This is a genomic window from Rhodopseudomonas rhenobacensis, from assembly GCF_014203125.1.
Classification (GTDB): Bacteria; Pseudomonadota; Alphaproteobacteria; order Rhizobiales; family Xanthobacteraceae; genus Rhodopseudomonas_A; species Rhodopseudomonas_A rhenobacensis.
The window spans coordinates 73,719-91,176 of sequence record NZ_JACHIH010000021.1 but is presented as its reverse complement, the minus strand read 5'-3'; the positions used below and the strand labels follow the sequence as shown (position 1 = coordinate 91,176).

At 65.0% G+C, this 17,458-nt stretch carries 16 protein-coding genes; 7 read left to right on the top strand and 9 right to left on the bottom strand.

Features of this window, described 5'->3' with window-relative positions; translation table 11 throughout:
• Positions 1–202 precede the first annotated feature (202 nt).
• From HNR60_RS16125 to hemJ, 8 genes are all read right to left on the bottom strand, one after another.
• The gene (locus HNR60_RS16125) at positions 203–442 is read right to left on the bottom strand and encodes a hypothetical protein (RefSeq protein WP_184259283.1); all 240 of its coding nucleotides are present in this window, start codon (positions 440–442) and stop codon (positions 203–205) included.
• Positions 443–469: 27 nt separating this feature from the next.
• On the bottom strand, positions 470–1,351 hold the full coding sequence (locus HNR60_RS16120; RefSeq protein ID WP_184259282.1) for a ParB/RepB/Spo0J family partition protein: 882 nt from the start codon (positions 1,349–1,351) through the stop codon (positions 470–472).
• Between the two features lie 265 nt (positions 1,352–1,616).
• Positions 1,617–2,471 (bottom strand): ParA family protein, encoded by an 855-nt coding sequence (locus HNR60_RS16115; protein ID WP_184259280.1) that lies wholly within the window; start codon positions 2,469–2,471, stop codon positions 1,617–1,619.
• Complete coding sequence (gene rsmG / locus HNR60_RS16110; protein ID WP_184259278.1) at positions 2,468–3,172, bottom strand: 16S rRNA (guanine(527)-N(7))-methyltransferase RsmG; 705 nt, start codon at positions 3,170–3,172, stop codon at positions 2,468–2,470. Before rsmG ends, HNR60_RS16115 begins: the two co-directional genes overlap by 4 nt.
• Before the next feature lie 902 nt (positions 3,173–4,074).
• Complete coding sequence (gene mnmG / locus HNR60_RS16105) at positions 4,075–5,949, bottom strand: tRNA uridine-5-carboxymethylaminomethyl(34) synthesis enzyme MnmG (RefSeq protein WP_184259276.1); 1,875 nt, start codon at positions 5,947–5,949, stop codon at positions 4,075–4,077.
• Between the two features lie 174 nt (positions 5,950–6,123).
• Complete coding sequence (gene mnmE, locus HNR60_RS16100) at positions 6,124–7,473, bottom strand: tRNA uridine-5-carboxymethylaminomethyl(34) synthesis GTPase MnmE (protein ID WP_184259274.1); 1,350 nt, start codon at positions 7,471–7,473, stop codon at positions 6,124–6,126.
• A 257-nt stretch (positions 7,474–7,730) separates the two neighbouring features.
• Positions 7,731–8,996: a transcription termination factor Rho gene (gene rho, locus HNR60_RS16095; RefSeq protein WP_011470775.1), complete on the bottom strand. Its 1,266-nt coding sequence runs from the start codon at positions 8,994–8,996 to the stop codon at positions 7,731–7,733.
• 272 nt (positions 8,997–9,268) lie between these two features.
• Positions 9,269–9,700, bottom strand: coding sequence for a protoporphyrinogen oxidase HemJ (gene hemJ / locus HNR60_RS16090; protein WP_184259272.1), 432 nt, complete (start codon positions 9,698–9,700; stop codon positions 9,269–9,271).
• Positions 9,701–10,160: 460 nt separating this feature from the next.
• On the opposite strand from hemJ, the gene HNR60_RS16085 reads away from it, so the two are divergent.
• The 4 genes from HNR60_RS16085 (at position 10,161) to dnaQ (ending at position 13,109) form a co-directional block, all read left to right on the top strand.
• Positions 10,161–11,000, top strand: coding sequence for a pyruvate, water dikinase regulatory protein (locus HNR60_RS16085; RefSeq protein WP_184259287.1), 840 nt, complete (start codon positions 10,161–10,163; stop codon positions 10,998–11,000).
• Positions 10,997–11,605, top strand: a complete 609-nt coding sequence (locus tag HNR60_RS16080) for a Maf family protein (RefSeq protein ID WP_184259270.1) — start codon at positions 10,997–10,999, stop codon at positions 11,603–11,605. The genes HNR60_RS16085 and HNR60_RS16080 overlap by 4 nt, the downstream gene beginning before the upstream one ends.
• Positions 11,606–11,622: 17 nt before the next feature.
• Entirely contained in the window at positions 11,623–12,222 is a 600-nt protein-coding gene (gene coaE / locus HNR60_RS16075; protein WP_184259268.1) for a dephospho-CoA kinase, read from the top strand.
• Positions 12,223–12,413: 191 nt separating this feature from the next.
• Positions 12,414–13,109, top strand: a complete 696-nt coding sequence (gene dnaQ / locus HNR60_RS16070) for a DNA polymerase III subunit epsilon (RefSeq protein WP_184259266.1) — start codon at positions 12,414–12,416, stop codon at positions 13,107–13,109.
• A gap of 303 nt (positions 13,110–13,412) precedes the next feature.
• On the opposite strand, the gene secB is transcribed toward dnaQ, so the two are convergent.
• On the bottom strand, positions 13,413–13,907 hold the full coding sequence (secB, locus tag HNR60_RS16065; RefSeq protein WP_184259263.1) for a protein-export chaperone SecB: 495 nt from the start codon (positions 13,905–13,907) through the stop codon (positions 13,413–13,415).
• 470 nt (positions 13,908–14,377) lie between these two features.
• On the opposite strand from secB, the gene HNR60_RS16060 reads away from it, so the two are divergent.
• From HNR60_RS16060 to HNR60_RS16050, 3 genes are read left to right on the top strand one after another with little or no spacing between them, the layout of a single operon-like run.
• The gene (locus HNR60_RS16060; RefSeq protein WP_184259261.1) at positions 14,378–15,076 is read left to right on the top strand and encodes a Tim44/TimA family putative adaptor protein; all 699 of its coding nucleotides are present in this window, start codon (positions 14,378–14,380) and stop codon (positions 15,074–15,076) included.
• The gene (gene mltA / locus HNR60_RS16055) at positions 15,000–16,643 is read left to right on the top strand and encodes a murein transglycosylase A (protein WP_210313603.1); all 1,644 of its coding nucleotides are present in this window, start codon (positions 15,000–15,002) and stop codon (positions 16,641–16,643) included. The genes HNR60_RS16060 and mltA overlap by 77 nt, the downstream gene beginning before the upstream one ends.
• Positions 16,640–17,260 carry a Smr/MutS family protein gene (locus HNR60_RS16050; protein WP_184259259.1) on the top strand — a complete coding sequence of 207 codons (621 nt, stop codon included), beginning with the start codon at positions 16,640–16,642 and terminating at the stop codon, positions 17,258–17,260. The genes mltA and HNR60_RS16050 overlap by 4 nt, the downstream gene beginning before the upstream one ends.
• Positions 17,261–17,458 lie beyond the last annotated feature (198 nt).

Genomic DNA, 17,458 nt, shown 5'->3' with positions numbered 1-17,458 from the left:
CCCTCGCCAACAACATCCTGCAAGGCCATCGCCTCACCCACAGCGCCGCGGCGTAGCCGATCAGCCACCGACCGCACCCCACCAACCGCACTCCTGCGCAGCGATCGCGACACATCATATCGCCGAGAGCCGCCAATCGAATAGCTTCACAGGCTCTCAGGATGACGCAGTCCTTGTGTCGATGGCGCCGGCTACTCGTCGCTCAGATCGCGAGGGCGATCACCACCAGCAGCAGCGCCCAGATCAGCACGCCGACCCATCCGGCGAGATCCGACGCGCACAACAGTTCGCCGCCGGGAAGCCGCTTGAAGCCAAGACTATTGAAACCGGCATCGCGCGACTTCACCGCTTCGACCCGAATGCGGCCGAACGTCAACAGAGGAAGCAGCATCCGCGCCGTGCCGTAGCCGATGATGTCGAGCAGAAAATCGAGAACAAGCATTGGCGTTCGCCTCGCCCCCGCCGCCAACTAACCCCCCGCCTCCAGCCGGCGCACGATGTCGTCGAGCTGATCGAGGTCGCGATATTTGATCTGCACCGCGCCGGCGCCGCCGCGGTCGTCGATGCTGATCTTCATGCCGAGCGCGTCGCTGATTCTTTTTTCCAGCGCCAGCGTGTCGGGATCCTTCGCCGCCTTGCCGGCGCGGGCCTTTTGCGGCGCGCGCTCCGGCACGCCCTCCTCGTGCGCCAGCGCTTCGGCCTGCCGCACGTTCAGCCCCTCCTCGACGATCCGCTTCGCCGCACTCGAGGCATCCGGCACGCCGATCAGCGCGCGGGCGTGACCGGCGGAAAGTTTGCCGGCGGCGATCAGCGCCTGCACGTCGGCGGGCAACTTCATCAACCGCATCATGTTGGCGACGTGGCTGCGGCTCTTGCCGACGATCTTGGCGATGTCCTCCTGGCTGTGTTTGAATTCCTCGGCGAGCGCGTGATAGCCCTGCGCTTCTTCCAGCGCGTTGAGGTCCTCGCGCTGCACGTTCTCGATGATGGCGATTTCCAGCGCCACCGCGTCGCTGACGTCGATCGGCACGATCGGCACTTCGTGCAGGCCGGCGAGCTGCGAGGCGCGCCAGCGCCGTTCGCCGGCGATGATCTCGTAGCGGTCCTGCGCGCCCTTCACCGGCCGCACCACGATCGGCTGGATCACGCCGTGCTGCTTGATCGAGTCGCTGAGTTCGCCTAGTTCGGCGTCGGAAAACGCCCGGCGCGGATTGCGCGGATTGGCCTTGAGAAATTCGATCGGCACCTTGCGCTGCGCGCGCGGCCGCTCCAGATGTGCGGCCTCGCCGCCGACATCGCCGATCAGGCTCGCCAGACCGCGACCCAATCGCGAACGCTGCTCGTCGGCCATCAAGAGCTCCCTTGGATTCACGTCGCATCTCCGCGTTGCTACTTGTACGAATAACGGCGCGGTGCGCCGGGTGGTGTCGTTCGTCACTCGTGTCGCATCCTTCGAGGCTCGCCGAAGACGGCTCGCACCTCAGGATGACGCTTTGCTCGTTGCAACTTCTCGAGAAGCTGCACATCGTCCCCGTCATCCTGAGGAGACCGGCGAAGTCCGAAGGACGAAGCCGGGCGTCTCGAAGGATGACTGCGCACGGCGCCGAACCCACACCTCAATGCGCCGCGCGTAGCTCCCGCTCGCGCTGGATCACTTCGGTGGCGAGCTTCAGATAGGCTTCACTGCCGGCGCATTTCAGATCGTAAACCAGCACCGGCTTGCCGTAGCTCGGCGCCTCGGAGATCCGCACGTTGCGCGGGATCATGGTGTCGTAGACCTTCTTGCCCATGAACTGCCGGACGTCGGCGACCACCTGGTTGGACAGGTTGTTGCGGCTGTCGAACATCGTCAGCACGATGCCGTGGATCGACAGGTTCGGGTTGAGCGTACTACGCACCTGCTCGACGGTCTGCAGCAGCTGCGACAGACCCTCCAGCGCGAAGAACTCGCATTGCAACGGCACCAGGATCGCGTCCGACGCCGCCATCGCGTTGACGGTGAGCAGGTTGAGCGACGGCGGGCAGTCGATCAGCACATAGGTGTAGTCGAGCGGCGGATCGATGTCCTTGTTGAGCAGCGCGATGGCGTCGCGCAGCCGGAACGCGCGGTCGCGCATCGCGCCGAGCTCGAGTTCGAGGCCGGACAGATCCATGGTCGAGGGCGCGATGTGCAGCCGCGGCACCGCGGTCGGCACCACGGCGTCGCGCAGCGGCGCCTCGCCGATCAAGACGTCGTAGGTCGAGCAGTTGCGGTTGCGGCGGTCGATGCCGAGGCCGGTGGAGGCGTTGCCCTGCGGATCGAGGTCGACGATCAGCACGCGCTCGCCGATCGCCGCCAGCGCGGTGCCGAGATTGATTGCGGTCGTAGTCTTGCCGACCCCGCCCTTCTGGTTGGCGAGCGCGATGATGCGCGGATGCGCGGCTCCGGCCTTCCGCCTATCACCTTGATATATCTCATCAATTACGGTCATGCCGAGGCGCCATTGGGAGTTGGGGCGGACTGATGCTGCCGCTCGACGGCGTCGAGTTCGACAATCCAGCCCTGTCCGCCGGTGAGGCTGGGATGCAGGCGAGGGTTCAGCTTCCAGTATCTAGTAGCTTCGGTCAATTCCGCTTCTACATCTTGACCCTTGAGGAACAAGGCTTTGGCGCCTCGGCTGATCAAGGGTTCGGCGAAACCGATAAGCTGGTGTAGCGGAGCCACCGCGCGCGCGGTGACACAATCGATACGCGGAACGATTCTATCCACACTATCCCCGATATCCGCGAGGATAACTTGCCCGGCGCCGCCCGACACCCGCAAAGCTTCGCGCAAAAACGCCGCCTTCTTGGCGTTGCGCTCGACCAGCTGCACCGAGCCGCCGGGAATATCTGCCAGCGCGCAAGCCAGCACCATGCCGGGAAAGCCGCCGCCGCTGCCGATGTCGAGCCAGGATTTGGCGTCCGGCGCCAGCCGCAACAGCTGCAGCGAATCGGCGACGTGCCGGGTCCACAGTTGCGGCAGCGTCGCCGGCGAAATCAGGTTGGTCTTGGCCTGCCACTGCAGCAGCAGCGCCACATAGGCCTCTAACCGCACCTCTGTTTCACATGAAACAGGGGTGAGCTTCATCGCCGCCGCCTTGTCGGCAACGAGATCGGGAGGCGGCGGCGGTTTTTGCGAGCGTTGGGCCATCGGCCGGAGAAATCCTGGGTGGCGAAGGGTTATGGCGGACGCGGGGCAAGGCGTGGGTACGACGACCCCAACGATATTATCGCCGCACGCGCTTCGAGCCAGCGTCGCAATGATCGGTCGATCGCTGCAAGACAGAATCGTCCACGCCCTCAGCTCGTTTCATACCCCTGGCCGCCCACGACATCCATCGTTTTGCTGAGCGCACGCCGTTGCTGTGCGAGTTTTCTGGCGTACCAGGCGCTTCGGCCACATCTTCAGGAGCAGCGCGGTGCGGCGTCCTGGGGGATAGCCGCCGCGGCGTAATCAGGAAAAACTCCGTCATCGTGCGGTGCCCGAGCAGAGCGAGGGCTTCGAGGATGCGGCTCCGAGTGAATCGACTGGACCCGCTTAGCGCACGCATGAGTCTCTGCGGCTCCCAAGGAACCCGTGGCCATCCTTCGAGACACCCGGCTTCGCCCTTCGGGCTTCGCGGGTTCCTCAGGATGACGGCGAGAGTGAAGCCTAAGGCTAGTCTAAGCCTCATGGTGAGGAGCGCGCCGGCTTCGGCGCGCGTCTCGAACCAAGAGGCGGCCACATCTATCCCGCATCCGCAGGGTGTTAGGCCACGGATTCTGGAGCCGCTCGGGCGTCTCGAGTTATCGGCCTCATGGTCCGAGACGCGCTAAGGCGCTCCTCACCATGAGGGGAAAAGCGCTTCTCTGACTTCGCGAGATCAAGGATCGCGCTACGGCTGAGTGGTGGGACCTGTCTGGGCAATGAATGGCTTCGACCTGACGCGCTGCAGGTCTTGCAGGAGAGACCCGGCGGGACACGTACGGTCGACGTTGTTTCACGTGAAACGGTGTCCACCCGCCCATTGAGGCCGGGAAGCGTCGTGGTTGAGGCCGAACCGACGCTGCGCCCTACCCCGCCGCCGAATCCCGCGTCTTCCGCTGTTCGCGCCGCAGATAGGCCGCCAAGATCCCCAGCGCCGCCGGCGTCAGCCCGTCGAGCCGTCCCGCCTGGCCCACGGTCCGGGGCCGGGACTTTTCCAGTTTGCCGCGGGCCTCGTTGGAGAGCCCGGGCACCAGCGCGTAGTCGATATCGGTCAGCAGCAGCCCCTCGTCGCGGCGAAAGCCGGCCACATCGGCGGTCTGCCGCTTCAGATAGACGTCGTAAGTGGCGTCGATCTCCAGATGCACCGCGATCTGGGGCGCAATCGCCGCCAATTCCGGCCAGATCGCCTGCACCTGCGCCCAACCGACCTCCGGATAGGCCAGCAGCTCGAACGCCGAGCGCCGCACCCCGTCGCGGTTCAGCGCCAAACCGTGCTTGGGGGCTTCGGTCGGCGTGATCGAAAGCGCCTGCGCCTGCGCCTTGGCGTCGGCCAGCGCCGCCATCTTATCCTTATGGAAAGCCGCCCGCTCCGCCCCGACACAGCCGAGCGCAATGCCCTTGCCGGTCAGCCGCTGATCGGCATTGTCGGCGCGCAGCGTCAGCCGATATTCGGCGCGCGAGGTGAACATCCGGTACGGCTCGGTGATGCCGCGGGTGACCAGATCGTCGATCATCACGCCCAGATAGCCGTCGGCGCGGTCGAACACGATCTCGCCGCCGCCCGACGCCAGCAGCGCCGCGTTCAGCCCGGCAACCAGGCCCTGCGCCGCGGCCTCTTCATAGCCGGTGGTGCCGTTGATCTGCCCGGCGAGAAACAGCCCCTTCAGCCGCTTGGCCTGCAGCGTCGGCTCAAGTTCGCGCGGATCGACGTGGTCGTATTCGATCGCATAGCCCGGGCGCAGCATCTGCACCCGCTCCAGCCCCGGAATGGTCGCCAGGATGGCGCGTTGCACCTCCTCCGGCAGCGAGGTGGAGATGCCGTTGGGGTAAACCGTCGGATCGTCGAGCCCTTCCGGCTCCAGAAAGATCTGATGGCCGTCGCGATCGCCGAAGCGGACGATCTTGTCCTCGATCGACGGGCAATAGCGCGGCCCGGACGACTGGATCTGCCCGGAATACATCGGCGAGCGATGCACATTGGCGCGGATCACCGCGTGGGTCGCCGGCAGCGTCCGGGTGATGCCGCATTCGATCTGCGGATTGGCTATTTTATCGGTCAGGACCGAGAACGGTTCGGCCGGATCGTCGCCCGGCTGCATTTCGACCGCCCCCCAGTCGATGCTGCGGCCGTCGAGCCGCGGCGGGGTGCCGGTCTTCAGCCGGCCCAACGCGAAGCCGAGCCGTTCGAAGGATGTCGAGAGGCCGAGCGCCGGGGCCTCGTCGATCCGCCCAGCCGGCCAGCTTTGTTCGCCGAGATGGATCAGCCCGCGCAAGAAGGTGCCGGTGGTGATCACCACGGCGCCGGCGCCGAGTTCGCGGCCATCGGACAGGCGAATCCCGGTGATGCGGCCCTCCGCGGTCAAAAGCTCGTCGGCCTCGGCCTCGATCACGCTGAGATTGGGCGTCGCGACGATCGCCGCCTGCATCGCCGCGGCGTAGAGCTTGCGATCGGCCTGCGCCCGCGGCCCGCGCACCGCCGGGCCCTTGCGGCGGTTCAGCATGCGAAACTGGATGCCGCCTTGGTCGGCGACGCGGCCCATCAAGCCGTCCAGCGCGTCGACCTCGCGGACCAGATGGCCCTTGCCGAGCCCGCCGATCGCCGGATTGCACGACATCGCGCCCACGGTGGCGAAGCGATGGGTGACCAGCGCCGTCGTGGCGCCGAGCCGCGCCGCGGCCGCCGCGGCCTCACAACCGGCGTGGCCGCCGCCGATCACGATGACGTCGAATGAGCTTTGCATGGCCGGGGTTGTATCTCGGCTGTGGAAAACCGGGAAGCAGGATTTCGGATCGAGGGACCGACTTGTTTCACGTGAAACAGGGTTTACCCGCGAACTGTTTCACGTGAAACACGAGATCGACAGTCCCATATATCGAATCATAATTCACCCTATCAAGAAATAAACAAAGAAATATTACTTGCCGACACAAAACTCGCGAAAGATCACATCCAGAATGTCCTCGACATCGACCCGGCCGAGCAATTGCCCGAGCCGATGCGCCGCGAGCCGCAATTCCTCGGCGATCAACTCGGCCGCTTCCGGCAGATCGATCGCGCGGCCGAGTGCATCGGCGCTCTGCCGCAGCAGCTCGCGGTGCCGTGCCCGGGTGATCAGCGCTGAACCCTCGTCGAAATACGCCGCGGCGTACCGCGTCAGCGCCCCGATCAACTCCGGCACGCCGCGGCCGTTCGCCGCCGAAATCGAAAAGCACGGCCAGCCGCTCGCCGACAAATCCGGCGTCACCGCTTCCGGCTCATCGAGCTTGTTGCGAACCACCCAGAAGCCGTGCTGCCCCTCCGCAATCCACGCTCGCAACTCGTCCTCGCCGTCGCCCGCGGCCTGCGTATCGACCAGCCACAATCGCAAGTCTGCCTCGGCGGCGCGGCTCCGCGCCCGGCGCACGCCCTCCTGCTCCACCGGATCGATCGCCTCGCGGATCCCGGCGGTGTCGATCACCGTCACCGGATAGCCGTCGAGATCGAGATGCACCTCGATGACGTCGCGGGTGGTGCCGGCGTGCGGCGACACGATCGCGACCTCGCGCCGCGCCAGCTGGTTCATCAGCGTGGACTTGCCGACATTGGGCGGCCCGGTGATCGCCACCACCAGCCCGTCGCGAAGCCGCTCGCTGCGGCCCTCCTGCGCCAAGACGTCCTCGATCTCGTCGAGCAGAATTTCGATCTTGGCCTTGGCCGGCGCGATCAGCTCGTCCGGCACGTCGCCCTCGTCGGAAAAATCGATCGCGGCTTCGACCAATGCCGAGGCCGCGATGATCTGCCCCCGCCAGTCGCGGGCCTTGTCGCCGAGCAGGCCCTTCAACTGCCGCAGCGCCTGGCGGCGCTGCCGCTCGGTGTCGGCGTGGATCAGATCGTCGAGCCCTTCGGCCTCGGTGAGATCGAGCTTGCCGTTCTCGAACGCCCGCCTGGTGAATTCGCCCGGCTCCGCCGCGCGCAAATTCTCCACAGCACCGATCGCCGCGATCAGCGCCTGCAGCACCGCGCGGCCGCCATGGATGTGAAACTCGGCGACGTCCTCGCCGGTGGCGCTGCGCGGTGCCGGAAACCACAGCACGATGGCGTCGTCGATCGGCTGCCCGCTCGGATCCTTCAACAGCGCGCGCGTCGCCGCGCGGGGTTGCGGCCGTTGCCCGGCGATTCGCTCCAGCACGGTCGCGGCCTGAGGCCCAGAAACCCGAACGATCGCGAGCGCCGCCGGCGGTCGACCCGAGGACAAAGCGAAGATGGTCTGCTCGCGCGTATGCATCGCCTATTTGGCCGCGCCTCGATGATCACGCAACGAAAATGCCGCGCAGTCCGGTCCGGGCATGAAAAAATCGGCGAAAACGCCGATTTCATCAATATCGTCAGTTATTTACCGATAATGGCGGTAGCAGATGACGGCCCGATCGCCGCGATCCGTCCACTGCCCCAGGTTTGCCGCAACATTTTCGGCGCGGTTTGCGGCGTCAAAAAACTGCGCCGGCGGACCGCGCTAACGATCCGCCGAACGCATCCACCTGATCAGGTGTTCATCGATTCGAAGAACTCGGCGTTGTTCTTGGTGTTGCGCAGCTTGTCGAGCAGGAAGTCGATGGCGTCCATCGTTCCCATCGGATTGAGGATGCGGCGCAGCACGTACATTTTCTTCAAGAGCTGCGGATCGGTGATCAGCTCTTCCTTGCGGGTGCCGGAGCGCGAGATGTCGATCGCCGGGAAGGTACGCTTGTCGGAGACCTTGCGGTCGAGAATGAGTTCGGAGTTGCCGGTGCCCTTGAACTCTTCGAAGATCACTTCGTCCATGCGCGAGCCGGTGTCGACCAACGCGGTGGCGATGATGGTCAGCGAACCGCCCTCTTCGATGTTACGCGCAGCACCGAAGAAACGCTTCGGCCGCTGCAGCGCATTGGCGTCGACGCCGCCGGTCAGCACCTTGCCGGACGACGGCACGACGGTGTTGTAAGCGCGGCCGAGGCGAGTAATCGAATCGAGCAGGATCACCACGTCGCGGCCGTGTTCGACCAGGCGCTTGGCCTTCTCGATCACCATCTCGGCAACTTGCACGTGGCGCACCGCCGGCTCGTCGAAGGTCGATGAAACGACCTCGCCCTTCACCGAGCGCTGCATGTCGGTGACTTCTTCGGGCCGCTCGTCGATCAGCAGCACGATCAGGTAGCATTCCGGATGATTGGCAGTGATCGAATGCGCGATGTTCTGCATCAGCACGGTCTTGCCGGTGCGCGGCGGCGCGACGATCAGCGCGCGCTGGCCCTTGCCGATCGGCGCCACGATATCGATGACGCGGGCCGACAGATCCTTGCGGCTGGAGTCTTCCAGCTCGAGCCGGAAGCGCTGGTCCGGAAACAGCGGCGTCAGATTGTCGAAATTGACCTTGTGCTTGGACTTTTCCGGGTCCTCGAAATTCAGCGTGTTGACCTTGAGCAGCGCGAAGTAGCGTTCGCCTTCCTTCGGGCTGCGGATGTGGCCCTCGATGGTGTCGCCGGTGCGCAGGCCGAAGCGTCGGATCTGCGATGGCGAAACGTAGATATCATCAGGCCCGGGCAGATAATTCGCATCCGGTGAACGGAGAAATCCGAAGCCGTCGGAGAGCACCTCGACAACGCCTTCGCCGATGATGTCGGTTTCCTTGATCGCCAACTGCTTGAGGCTGGCAAACATCAGCTCCTGCTTGCGCATCGTGCTGGCGTTTTCGACCCCGAGCTCTTCCGCGAACGACACCAGTTCGGCCGGCGTCTTCGCCTTGAGGTCTTGAAGCTTCATTTCCCGCATTGGGAGGATCCTGTGGAAAAACGGAGAGGAATGGCGAGGGAGTTCAACACGCGAACGCCGGAAAGATCAGGAAAGTCCGCAGGTCTTGAGGCAGGAAGTTTCGACCAAAGGAAGGTGCCGGGAGGGGGCTTCAAACCTAAAGAGGCGGCCGGTCAAACAACCAAACCGGAGTGCGCCTGCATCCGCCTGCGTGGGTGGGATGGCCGCAATATAGAAAATCGAACGCCGGGACGCAAGAAATTCCCCACCGGGCCGCAAAGCCGACCCGCGGCCTACGGCTTGACCACCACCAGGATCACCGCGGCGATCATCAGCAGCGTCGGAATCTCGTTGATAACGCGATAGAATTTATGGCTGCGCGTGTTCCGGTCGGCGGCGAAATCGCGCACGTAGCGGCCCAGCATGACGTGGATCACGGTCATCAGCACCACAGCGGCGAGCTTGAAGTGAAACCAGCCGTCCATCAGGAAACCGCGGTCCCAGGCGATGTAGAGCCCGAGCACCCAGGCCACCATCATCGCCGGATTCATGATCGCCTTGTAGAGCCGGCGTTCCATGATCTTGAAGGTTTCGGATTGTTTCGATCCGACCGTGGCGCCGCAATGATAGACGAACAGCCGCGGCATGTAGAGCATTCCGGCCATCCAGGAAATCACCGCGATGACGTGCAGCGCCTTAACCCATGGGTAAATCAGTTCGGCCATAAACGCTCTCACTGCGGTGCCGAGACATCGGATTTCGTCCAGCTGCTCGGAACGCGATGCCTAACACGGGCAGTATCGAAATGCTCGAAGAACGAGTTCTCCGCAAGCCATCCTTTTCTAAAACAATAGTTATAGAATCTTAGGTTAGAGTCTAAGTGGCAGTGGATTAGGCCCACGCAACACAATCCGGAATTGTCCCGGGCTTGTGCACAATGGCTGCGAGTTTTCCCGGCCGTCCACAGCCCGCCAGAGTCCCCCCAAACTCAGCGACTTGCCGGCCGTCTTGGCTGTCTTATCAAGAGACAAGCCAACATAACCCCGCTACCATCCCGACCGACCCCCGATCAGATCCCCGCGAGGAGTCCTGTGTAGAAGATTCCGGCTTATCCCGGGTGCCGCGCCAGCGCGGCCGCCCGCGCCCGAACGCCCCACAGCGATTCACAGGATATACAGGCTTATGATGCCCACCGACGGCAGCTATTTTCATCTCCATCTGGTGTCCGATTCGACCGGCGAGACGCTGATCACGGTGTCGCGCGCGGTCGCGGCGCAATACGCCAATGTCAGCCCGGTCGAACACGTCTATCCCTTGGTGCGCAGCCAGAAGCAGCTCGACCGGGTGCTGACCGAGATCGAGGAAGCCCCCGGCATCGTGCTGTTCACGCTGCTGGAGAAGGATCTGGTGGAACGGCTCGAGGCGAAGTGCGAGGAAATCAACATTCCGAGCCTGTCGATCATCGGCCCGGTGATGCAGCTGTTCCAGGCCTATCTCGGCTCCTCCACCACTGGTCGCGTCGGCGCCCAGCACACGCTGAATGCCGACTATTTCAAGCGCATCGACGCACTGAATTATTCGATGATCCACGACGATGGCCAGCACGTCGAAGGCTTGGAGGAGGCCGATGTGGTGCTGGTCGGGGTGTCGCGCACCTCGAAGACCCCGACCTCGATCTATCTCGCCAACCGCGGCATCCGCACCGCCAACGTGCCGCTGGTGCCCGGCATCGCAATTCCGCACCAGCTCGAAACCCTGAGCAAACCCTTGGTGGTCAGCCTGCACGCCACGCCGGAACGTCTGATTCAGGTCCGGCAGAACCGGCTGCTCTCGATGGGCGCCACGGTCGGCAATGAGGATTACATCGACCGGCAGTCGGTCAACGACGAAGTCTCGTTCGCGCGCCGGCTCAGCGCCAAATATGGCTGGCCGTTGCTCGAAGTGACGCGGCGTTCGATCGAGGAAACCGCGGCCGCGGTGATGAAGCTGCTGGCCGACCGGCAACGCCAGCGATTGCCTGAATGACGATCTGGCTCGGCTCACAACCGCTGGTTCTGGCGTCGCAAAGCTATGCGCGACAGCTGTTGCTGCAGAACGCCGGGATTCCGTTCGAGGCAATCCCGGCCGGCATCGACGAACGCGGCATTCAACAAGCCTCCGGCCTGACTTCGCCGGCCGAGATCGCAGCACGGCTCGCGGAAGAAAAAGCCATGGTGGTGTCGCAGCGGCTGCCCGGTCGGCTGGTGCTCGGCGCCGACCAAACGCTGGCGCTCGGCGAGCGCACCTTCACCAAGCCGGCCGACCGCGCCAAGGCCACCGCGCAATTGCGCACGCTGTCGGGTCGCCGCCATGAGTTGCATTCGGCGGTCGCGCTGGTGCGCAACGGCAAGACGGTGTTCGCCGAAACCTCGGTGGCGCGGATGACCATGCGGCAGCTCACCGAGCTAGAGATCGAGGCCTATCTCAACGAAGCCGGCGACGCCGCCACCTCCAGCGTCGGCGCCTACCAGATCGAGGGGCTCGGCGTGCATCTGTTCGATGGCATCCATGGCGATCACTTCACCATTCTCGGCCTGCCGCTGGTGCCGTTATTGAACTATCTGCGGCAGCAGCGCCTGTTGGCGTTCTGAGAGCGGCGGCGCACATCATGCGGATCATCGGACTGACCGGCTCGATCGGGATGGGCAAGTCGACCACGGCGCGGCTGTTCGCCGAGGCCGGCGTGCCGGTCTACGACGCCGACGCCACCGTGCATCAGATCTATGCCGGCGAAGCCGCGCCCGCTGTCGAAGCGGCGTTTCCTGGCACCACGGTGGACGGCAAGGTCGACCGCGCGCGGTTGTCGGCGAAAGTGCTGCACGATCCCGCGGCGATGCAGCGGCTGGAAGCGATCGTGCATCCGATGCTGCGCGCCCATCACGCGCAATTCCTCGCCGCAGCCGAACAATCCGGCGCGCCGGTCGCGGTGGTCGACGTGCCGCTGTTGTTCGAGACCGGCGGCGACGCCCGGGTCGACGCCGTGGTCGTGGTCACCACCTCGCATGAAGAGCAGCGCGCGCGGATTCTCGCCCGCGAGGGCATGACCGACGAAAAGCTGGATGCGCTGCTGAAGCGGCAGCTGCCGGATGCCGAAAAGCGCAAGCGCGCCGATTTCGTGGTGGATACCTCGAATGGTTTGGAGCCGGTGCGGGCGCAGATCCAGGATATCCTCGCCGCGACTGCTAGGATGCCGCAGCGGCGCGCCTGATTCGTCGCCAGAGGCCGTCATTCCGGGGCGCGAAGCGGCGATAGCCGCAAGCGAACCCGGAATCTCGCGACAAGCGAAGCGCTCGGCCTCGCCGCAAGATTCCGGGTTCGCTCCGCCTTACGGCGGAGCGCCCCGGAATGACGACGCGAGGTGCCTGGTCGAATCAAGAAACCGGACTGAAAGTTGCTCTGATGCGTGAGATCGTCCTCGACACCGAAACCACCGGCCTCGATCCGCTGCGCGGCGATCGGCTGGTCGAGATCGGCTGCGTCGAGATCTTCAACCGGATGCCGACCGGCCAGACCTTTCACGTCTACATCAATCCCGAGCGCGACATGCCGCAGGAAGCCTTTGCGGTGCACGGCCTGTCCGCCGAGTTTCTGTCGACCAAGCCGCTGTTCGCCGAAGTGGTCGACGAGTTCCTCGAGTTCATCGCCGACGCGCCCTTGGTGATTCACAACGCCTCGTTCGATATCGGCTTCATCAACGCCGAACTCGGCAAGATCGCGCGGCAGCCGATTCCGCGCGACCGGCTGGTCGACACGCTGTTGTTGGCGCGGCGCAAGCATCCCGGCGTCTCCAACCGGCTCGACGATCTGTGCTCGCGCTATGCGATCGACAATTCGCGCCGCACCAAGCACGGCGCGCTGCTCGACGCCGAATTGCTGGCCGAGGTCTATATCGACCTGATCGGGGCGCGGCAGTCGCAACTGATCCTGGCGGAAGCCGCGCCGTCGCGCTCGAGCCGTCCCGGCGACGCGCCGCGGCGGCAGCGCGAGACGCCGTTGGTCGCGCGGGTCACCGACGCCGACCGCATCGCGCATCGCGAATTCGTCGCCACGCTCGGCGACAAGCCGATCTGGAACGAGTATTTCGGCGAGGCGTGAGCGGCGTCGTCGATCTGGCTCGATCCGACCAACAACTCGATTCCGACCAACAACGAGTCATTCCGGGGCGCGAACAGCGTCAGCTGTGAGCGAACCCGGAATCTCGCAACAACGATAGATTCCAGCATGCGCGGCAAGATTCCGGGTTCGCTCGAGCTACGCTCTCGCGCCCCGGAATGACGGCTTGATATGTGGCCGGCGCAGCAAGCCAAGCCGAACATCAGCCACAAACGAAACAAGCCGGGCTTTGAAAACCCGGCTTGTTGAAATCCAACCTTGTGACGTCTGCAGAAGCGTCGCCGATCAGCTCGGCTTGGCCTCGTCGGCGGCCGCGGCTGCGGCGGCCTGGCGCTCCATGTTCTGCCGATACAGCCCGACGAAATCCACCGGATCGAGCATCAAAGGCGGGAAGCCGCCATCGCGCACCGCGCTGGCGATGATTTCGCGGGCGAACGGGAACAACAGCCGCGGGCATTCGATCATCACCAACGGATGCAGGTTTTCCTTCGGCACGTTGAGGATGCGGAACACGCCGGCATATTGCAGTTCGAAGCTGAAGATCAGCGCGCCGGCGTTGTCGGCCTTGCCCTCGATCGACAGCGTCACCTCGAACTCGCTCTCGGCGAGCGTGTTGGCGGTGACGTTGATCTGGATGTTGATCGACGGCTGCTGCGCCTGCGGGGCGAGCGAAGCCGGCGCGTTCGGATTTTCGAACGACAGATCCTTGGTGTACTGCGCCAGCACGTTGAGCTGCGGAGCCTGGGCCGCTTCCGGAGGCGCGCCGTTGCCGTTGGTCATCAATATTCTCCTGAAAGCGTCGCCGAACGGACGGGCCGTTGGCTGCGATGTCGCGCGATTGCGAGAAGGTGTTGTCGGGGCGAGTGGCTATCATAGCCCCGCGGCGTTCTACAAGGACGGATGCGCGCGGCGCCGGCCGAGCCAGCTGGAAGAGCTGAAAATTCGATCCGATCTCCCGATGGACCTTCGGTCGCACCGCGGAATCTCGCTAAGGCTTTGACGTCACGACAGTTCTTGCTAGACCATCGGGTTTCCCCTGAATCGCAAAACGCGCTACACTTGCAGCCAAATCGAGGGTCAGCATGAGGATACCTTCGCCGACAAGCTGCTTTGTGCCAAATCCCGCCATTGGCTGGGCTCGGTTCATGCCTACATGCTAAGAGCTGAACCTTCGACTTCAACACCTCCGACTTCCCTCGGGATGCATTGACGCCGGACCTCTCCGGCGATGACCAGAAAGCGAATGCGACGTGGATATTTACACCATCATCTTCTTGGCCCTCGCGGTGTTTATCTTCCTGCGTCTCCGCAATGTGCTGGGCCAGAAAACCGGCAATGAACGGCCGCCGTTCGATCGCGCCGCCCGCGACGTGGTGCGCGCGCCGGACAATGTCGTGCCGCTGCCAGGCTCGCCGATCGATCCGGCGCCGATGACGCCCTCCGCCGACGTGGTGCCGCCGACCGATCGCTGGAAAGGCGTGGCCGAACCCGGCACGCCGCTGGCGCAGGGACTCAACGCCATCGCGGCGCAGGATTCCTCGTTCGATCCGCAGCATTTCCTCACCGGCGCCCGCGGCGCCTATGAGATGATCGTGCTGGCGTTCGCCAATGGCGACCGCCGCGCGCTGAAGGATCTGTTGTCCACCGAGGTCTATGACAGCTTCGAGACGGTGATCCGCGAGCGCGAAAAACACGATCAGAAGACCGAAACCCGGTTCGTCTCGATCGACAAGGCCGAACTGGTGTCGGCCGACGCGCGCGACCATGCCGCGCAGTTGACCGTGCGATTCGTGTCGCAGATGATCACCGTGACCCGCGACAAGACGGGTGCGATTGTCGATGGAAACCCGGACAAGGTCGCCGATATCACCGATGTTTGGACATTTGCCCGAGACGTCGGATCGCGCGATCCGAACTGGAAGCTGGTCGGCACCGGCAGCGTCCATTAAGCGCGGCTGCCGCGCCGCGGTCTGCGCGGCGCTTGCGGCCGCGTGCGGGTTCGCGCCGGCTCCGGCCGACGCCCGGCATCACCTGCCGCGGCATCGCCACGCGGCGGTCTGGCCGCTGGAAATTCCGAACGGCCAATATGTGCCGGTCGGCTGGGACGACGTCGCCGGCTGGCGCGACGACGATCAGCTCGCCGCCTTCAAGGCGTTTCGCGCCAGCTGCAAGCCGATCGCGGCGCAGCGCGGCCCGCCCAACGAGACCAAGCCGCTCGGCGGCTCGCTCCGCGAACCCTGCCGCATCGCCCGCGCCACCGACATCAGCGAGCCGGCGGAGGCCCGGGGGTTTTTCGAACGGCATTTTCGGCCGGTGCGGATTTCCAAACTCGGCGAGACCGACGGTTTCGTCACCGGCTATTACGAGCCGGTGCTGGACGGCTCGCGCACCCAGACCGACGTCTACACCGTGCCGGTGTATCGGCGGCCGTCCAATCTGTTCGTCCGCGGCGTCAGCCAGGGCGCCAGCGGCTTGCCCAACAAGGGCGAGGTGTTTCGCAAAATCGGCCGCCGCAAGCTGGTGCCGTATTACGATCGCGGCGCGATCGAGGACGGCGTCATCGCCGGCCGCGGGTTGGAATTGTGCTGGCTGAAGAGCCAGACCGATCTGTTGTTCACCCAGATCCAGGGCTCGGCGCGGGTGCGTTTCGACGACGGCACCACGCTGCGAATCAATTACGACGCGCATAACGGTTATCCCTACACCCCGGTCGGCCGCATCCTGATCGAGCGCAACATCATTCCGAAAGAGCAGATGTCGATGCAGCGGATCCGGCAGTGGATGGAGGACAATCCCGACGGCGCCAATGAGCTGCGCCGGCAGAACCGTTCCTACGTGTTCTTCCGCGCGGTCGATCTGTCCGACAAGGACGAGGCGGTCGGCGCGCAGGGCGTGCCGCTGACGCCGGGACGCTCGATCGCGGTCGACAAGGCGCTGCACGTCTACGGCACGCCGTTTTTCATCGAGGCCGATCTGCCGATCGAGTCCGAGCAATCGAAGACGCCGTATCGGCGCCTGATGGTGGCGCAGGACACCGGCTCGGCGATCGTCGGCCCGGCCCGCGCCGACCTGTATTTCGGCGCCGGGGCCGAGGCCGGGAGGGTGTCCGGCCGGCTGCGCCACGGCGCCCGCTTCGTCATGCTGCTGCCGAACAGCCTCGATCCCATGGCACGGGCGCGCACCATGCCGCTGCCGGAAGCGCGGCCGTCCGCGAAAATAGCAAAGCTGTTTCCGCACCTGCAGCAGCCGAAGTCGACCGGCGATCAAAAGCCCGCCGAGCCGGCAAGCGTCGTAGCGCCAAGCGCCACAGCACCAAGCGTGGAGGCGGCCAAGTCTGCGCCATCGGCCGCCGCGCCGTCGGCGGCAGAGTCAGCCAATAAGCCAGGTGCGGCGGCGGCCACCGCGGCGGTGCCGCTGCCGGAGGCGCGACCGGCGGCCGCTCCCGAGATCCGGCCGGCGCGGAGCCGGCAGCATCGGCCGTGGCGGCATCATCGCCGCTGGCACGGGGTGCGATGAGCAAGAAGCCGCCGCAGCTCTCCGACCCTGTCGTTCCGTCCCGCCGTCGCCGCGCGCTCAGCGAGCCGGAGCGCGAGCTGTGGGAAAGCGTCGCCAAACAGGTCAAGCCGCTGCGCAAGAAGCACCGCGTCGCCAAACCGACCGCGACCGCGGCGGCAGCGCCCGAATCGGCGGTCGGCGCTTTGAAATCGGCCGTGAAACTCGCGGCGGTCAAACCGATCGCTCCGCTCAAGATCAAGCCGCCGCCGAAGCTCGATGCGCCGCGCCCGGCGCCGCCGCTGGCGCCGATCGGCCGGCGCGAGCGCGCGCATCTGTCGCGCGGCAAAAAGAGCATCGACGGCCGCATCGACCTGCACGGCATGACGCAGACCAGGGCGCATGGCGCGCTGTTGTCGTTCCTGCATCGCGCCAGCCTTGAGGGCATGACCTTCGTGCTGGTGATCACCGGCAAGGGCCGCACCGTCGGTCCGGAATCCGAACGCGGCATCCTGCGCCGCCAAGTGCCGCATTGGCTTGGCCTGCCGGAATTCCGCACGCTGGTGGTCGGATTCGAGGAAGCCCACATCGGCCACGGCGGCGAAGGCGCGCTGTATGTGCGGGTGCGGCGGGTCAGATAGCGGCAGAGCGCCGTGCCCCGGACGCAGTGCGCTCGTCGGTGGCGCACGGCGCTGCTCCACCCTGGGCCGTCATCCCCACGAAAGCGGGGATCCAGTATTGCAGAGCGCGGATGTTCAATCTCAACGCTCTGGAATACTGGGTCGCCCGGTCAAGCCGGGCGATGACCGCTGTGCTTGCGGAGTCGCGCAAAGCAACGC

What these genes read in the sequence shown, in the direction of transcription:
- HNR60_RS16125 (WP_184259283.1), bottom strand. Translation starts at nt 442, where the DNA reads ATGCTTGTTCTCGATTTTCTGCTCGACATCATCGGCTACGGCACGGCG.
- HNR60_RS16120 (WP_184259282.1), bottom strand. Translation starts at nt 1,351, where the DNA reads ATGGCCGACGAGCAGCGTTCGCGATTGGGTCGCGGTCTGGCGAGCCTG.
- HNR60_RS16115 (WP_184259280.1), bottom strand. Translation starts at nt 2,471, where the DNA reads ATGACCGTAATTGATGAGATATATCAAGGTGATAGGCGGAAGGCCGGA.
- rsmG (WP_184259278.1), bottom strand. Translation starts at nt 3,172, where the DNA reads ATGGCCCAACGCTCGCAAAAACCGCCGCCGCCTCCCGATCTCGTTGCC.
- mnmG (WP_184259276.1), bottom strand. Translation starts at nt 5,949, where the DNA reads ATGCAAAGCTCATTCGACGTCATCGTGATCGGCGGCGGCCACGCCGGT.
- mnmE (WP_184259274.1), bottom strand. Translation starts at nt 7,473, where the DNA reads ATGCATACGCGCGAGCAGACCATCTTCGCTTTGTCCTCGGGTCGACCG.
- rho (WP_011470775.1), bottom strand. Translation starts at nt 8,996, where the DNA reads ATGCGGGAAATGAAGCTTCAAGACCTCAAGGCGAAGACGCCGGCCGAA.
- hemJ (WP_184259272.1), bottom strand. Translation starts at nt 9,700, where the DNA reads ATGGCCGAACTGATTTACCCATGGGTTAAGGCGCTGCACGTCATCGCG.
- HNR60_RS16085 (WP_184259287.1), top strand. Translation starts at nt 10,161, where the DNA reads ATGCCCACCGACGGCAGCTATTTTCATCTCCATCTGGTGTCCGATTCG.
- HNR60_RS16080 (WP_184259270.1), top strand. Translation starts at nt 10,997, where the DNA reads ATGACGATCTGGCTCGGCTCACAACCGCTGGTTCTGGCGTCGCAAAGC.
- coaE (WP_184259268.1), top strand. Translation starts at nt 11,623, where the DNA reads ATGCGGATCATCGGACTGACCGGCTCGATCGGGATGGGCAAGTCGACC.
- dnaQ (WP_184259266.1), top strand. Translation starts at nt 12,414, where the DNA reads ATGCGTGAGATCGTCCTCGACACCGAAACCACCGGCCTCGATCCGCTG.
- secB (WP_184259263.1), bottom strand. Translation starts at nt 13,907, where the DNA reads ATGACCAACGGCAACGGCGCGCCTCCGGAAGCGGCCCAGGCTCCGCAG.
- mltA (WP_210313603.1), top strand. Translation starts at nt 15,000, where the DNA reads ATGTTTGGACATTTGCCCGAGACGTCGGATCGCGCGATCCGAACTGGA.
- HNR60_RS16050 (WP_184259259.1), top strand. Translation starts at nt 16,640, where the DNA reads ATGAGCAAGAAGCCGCCGCAGCTCTCCGACCCTGTCGTTCCGTCCCGC.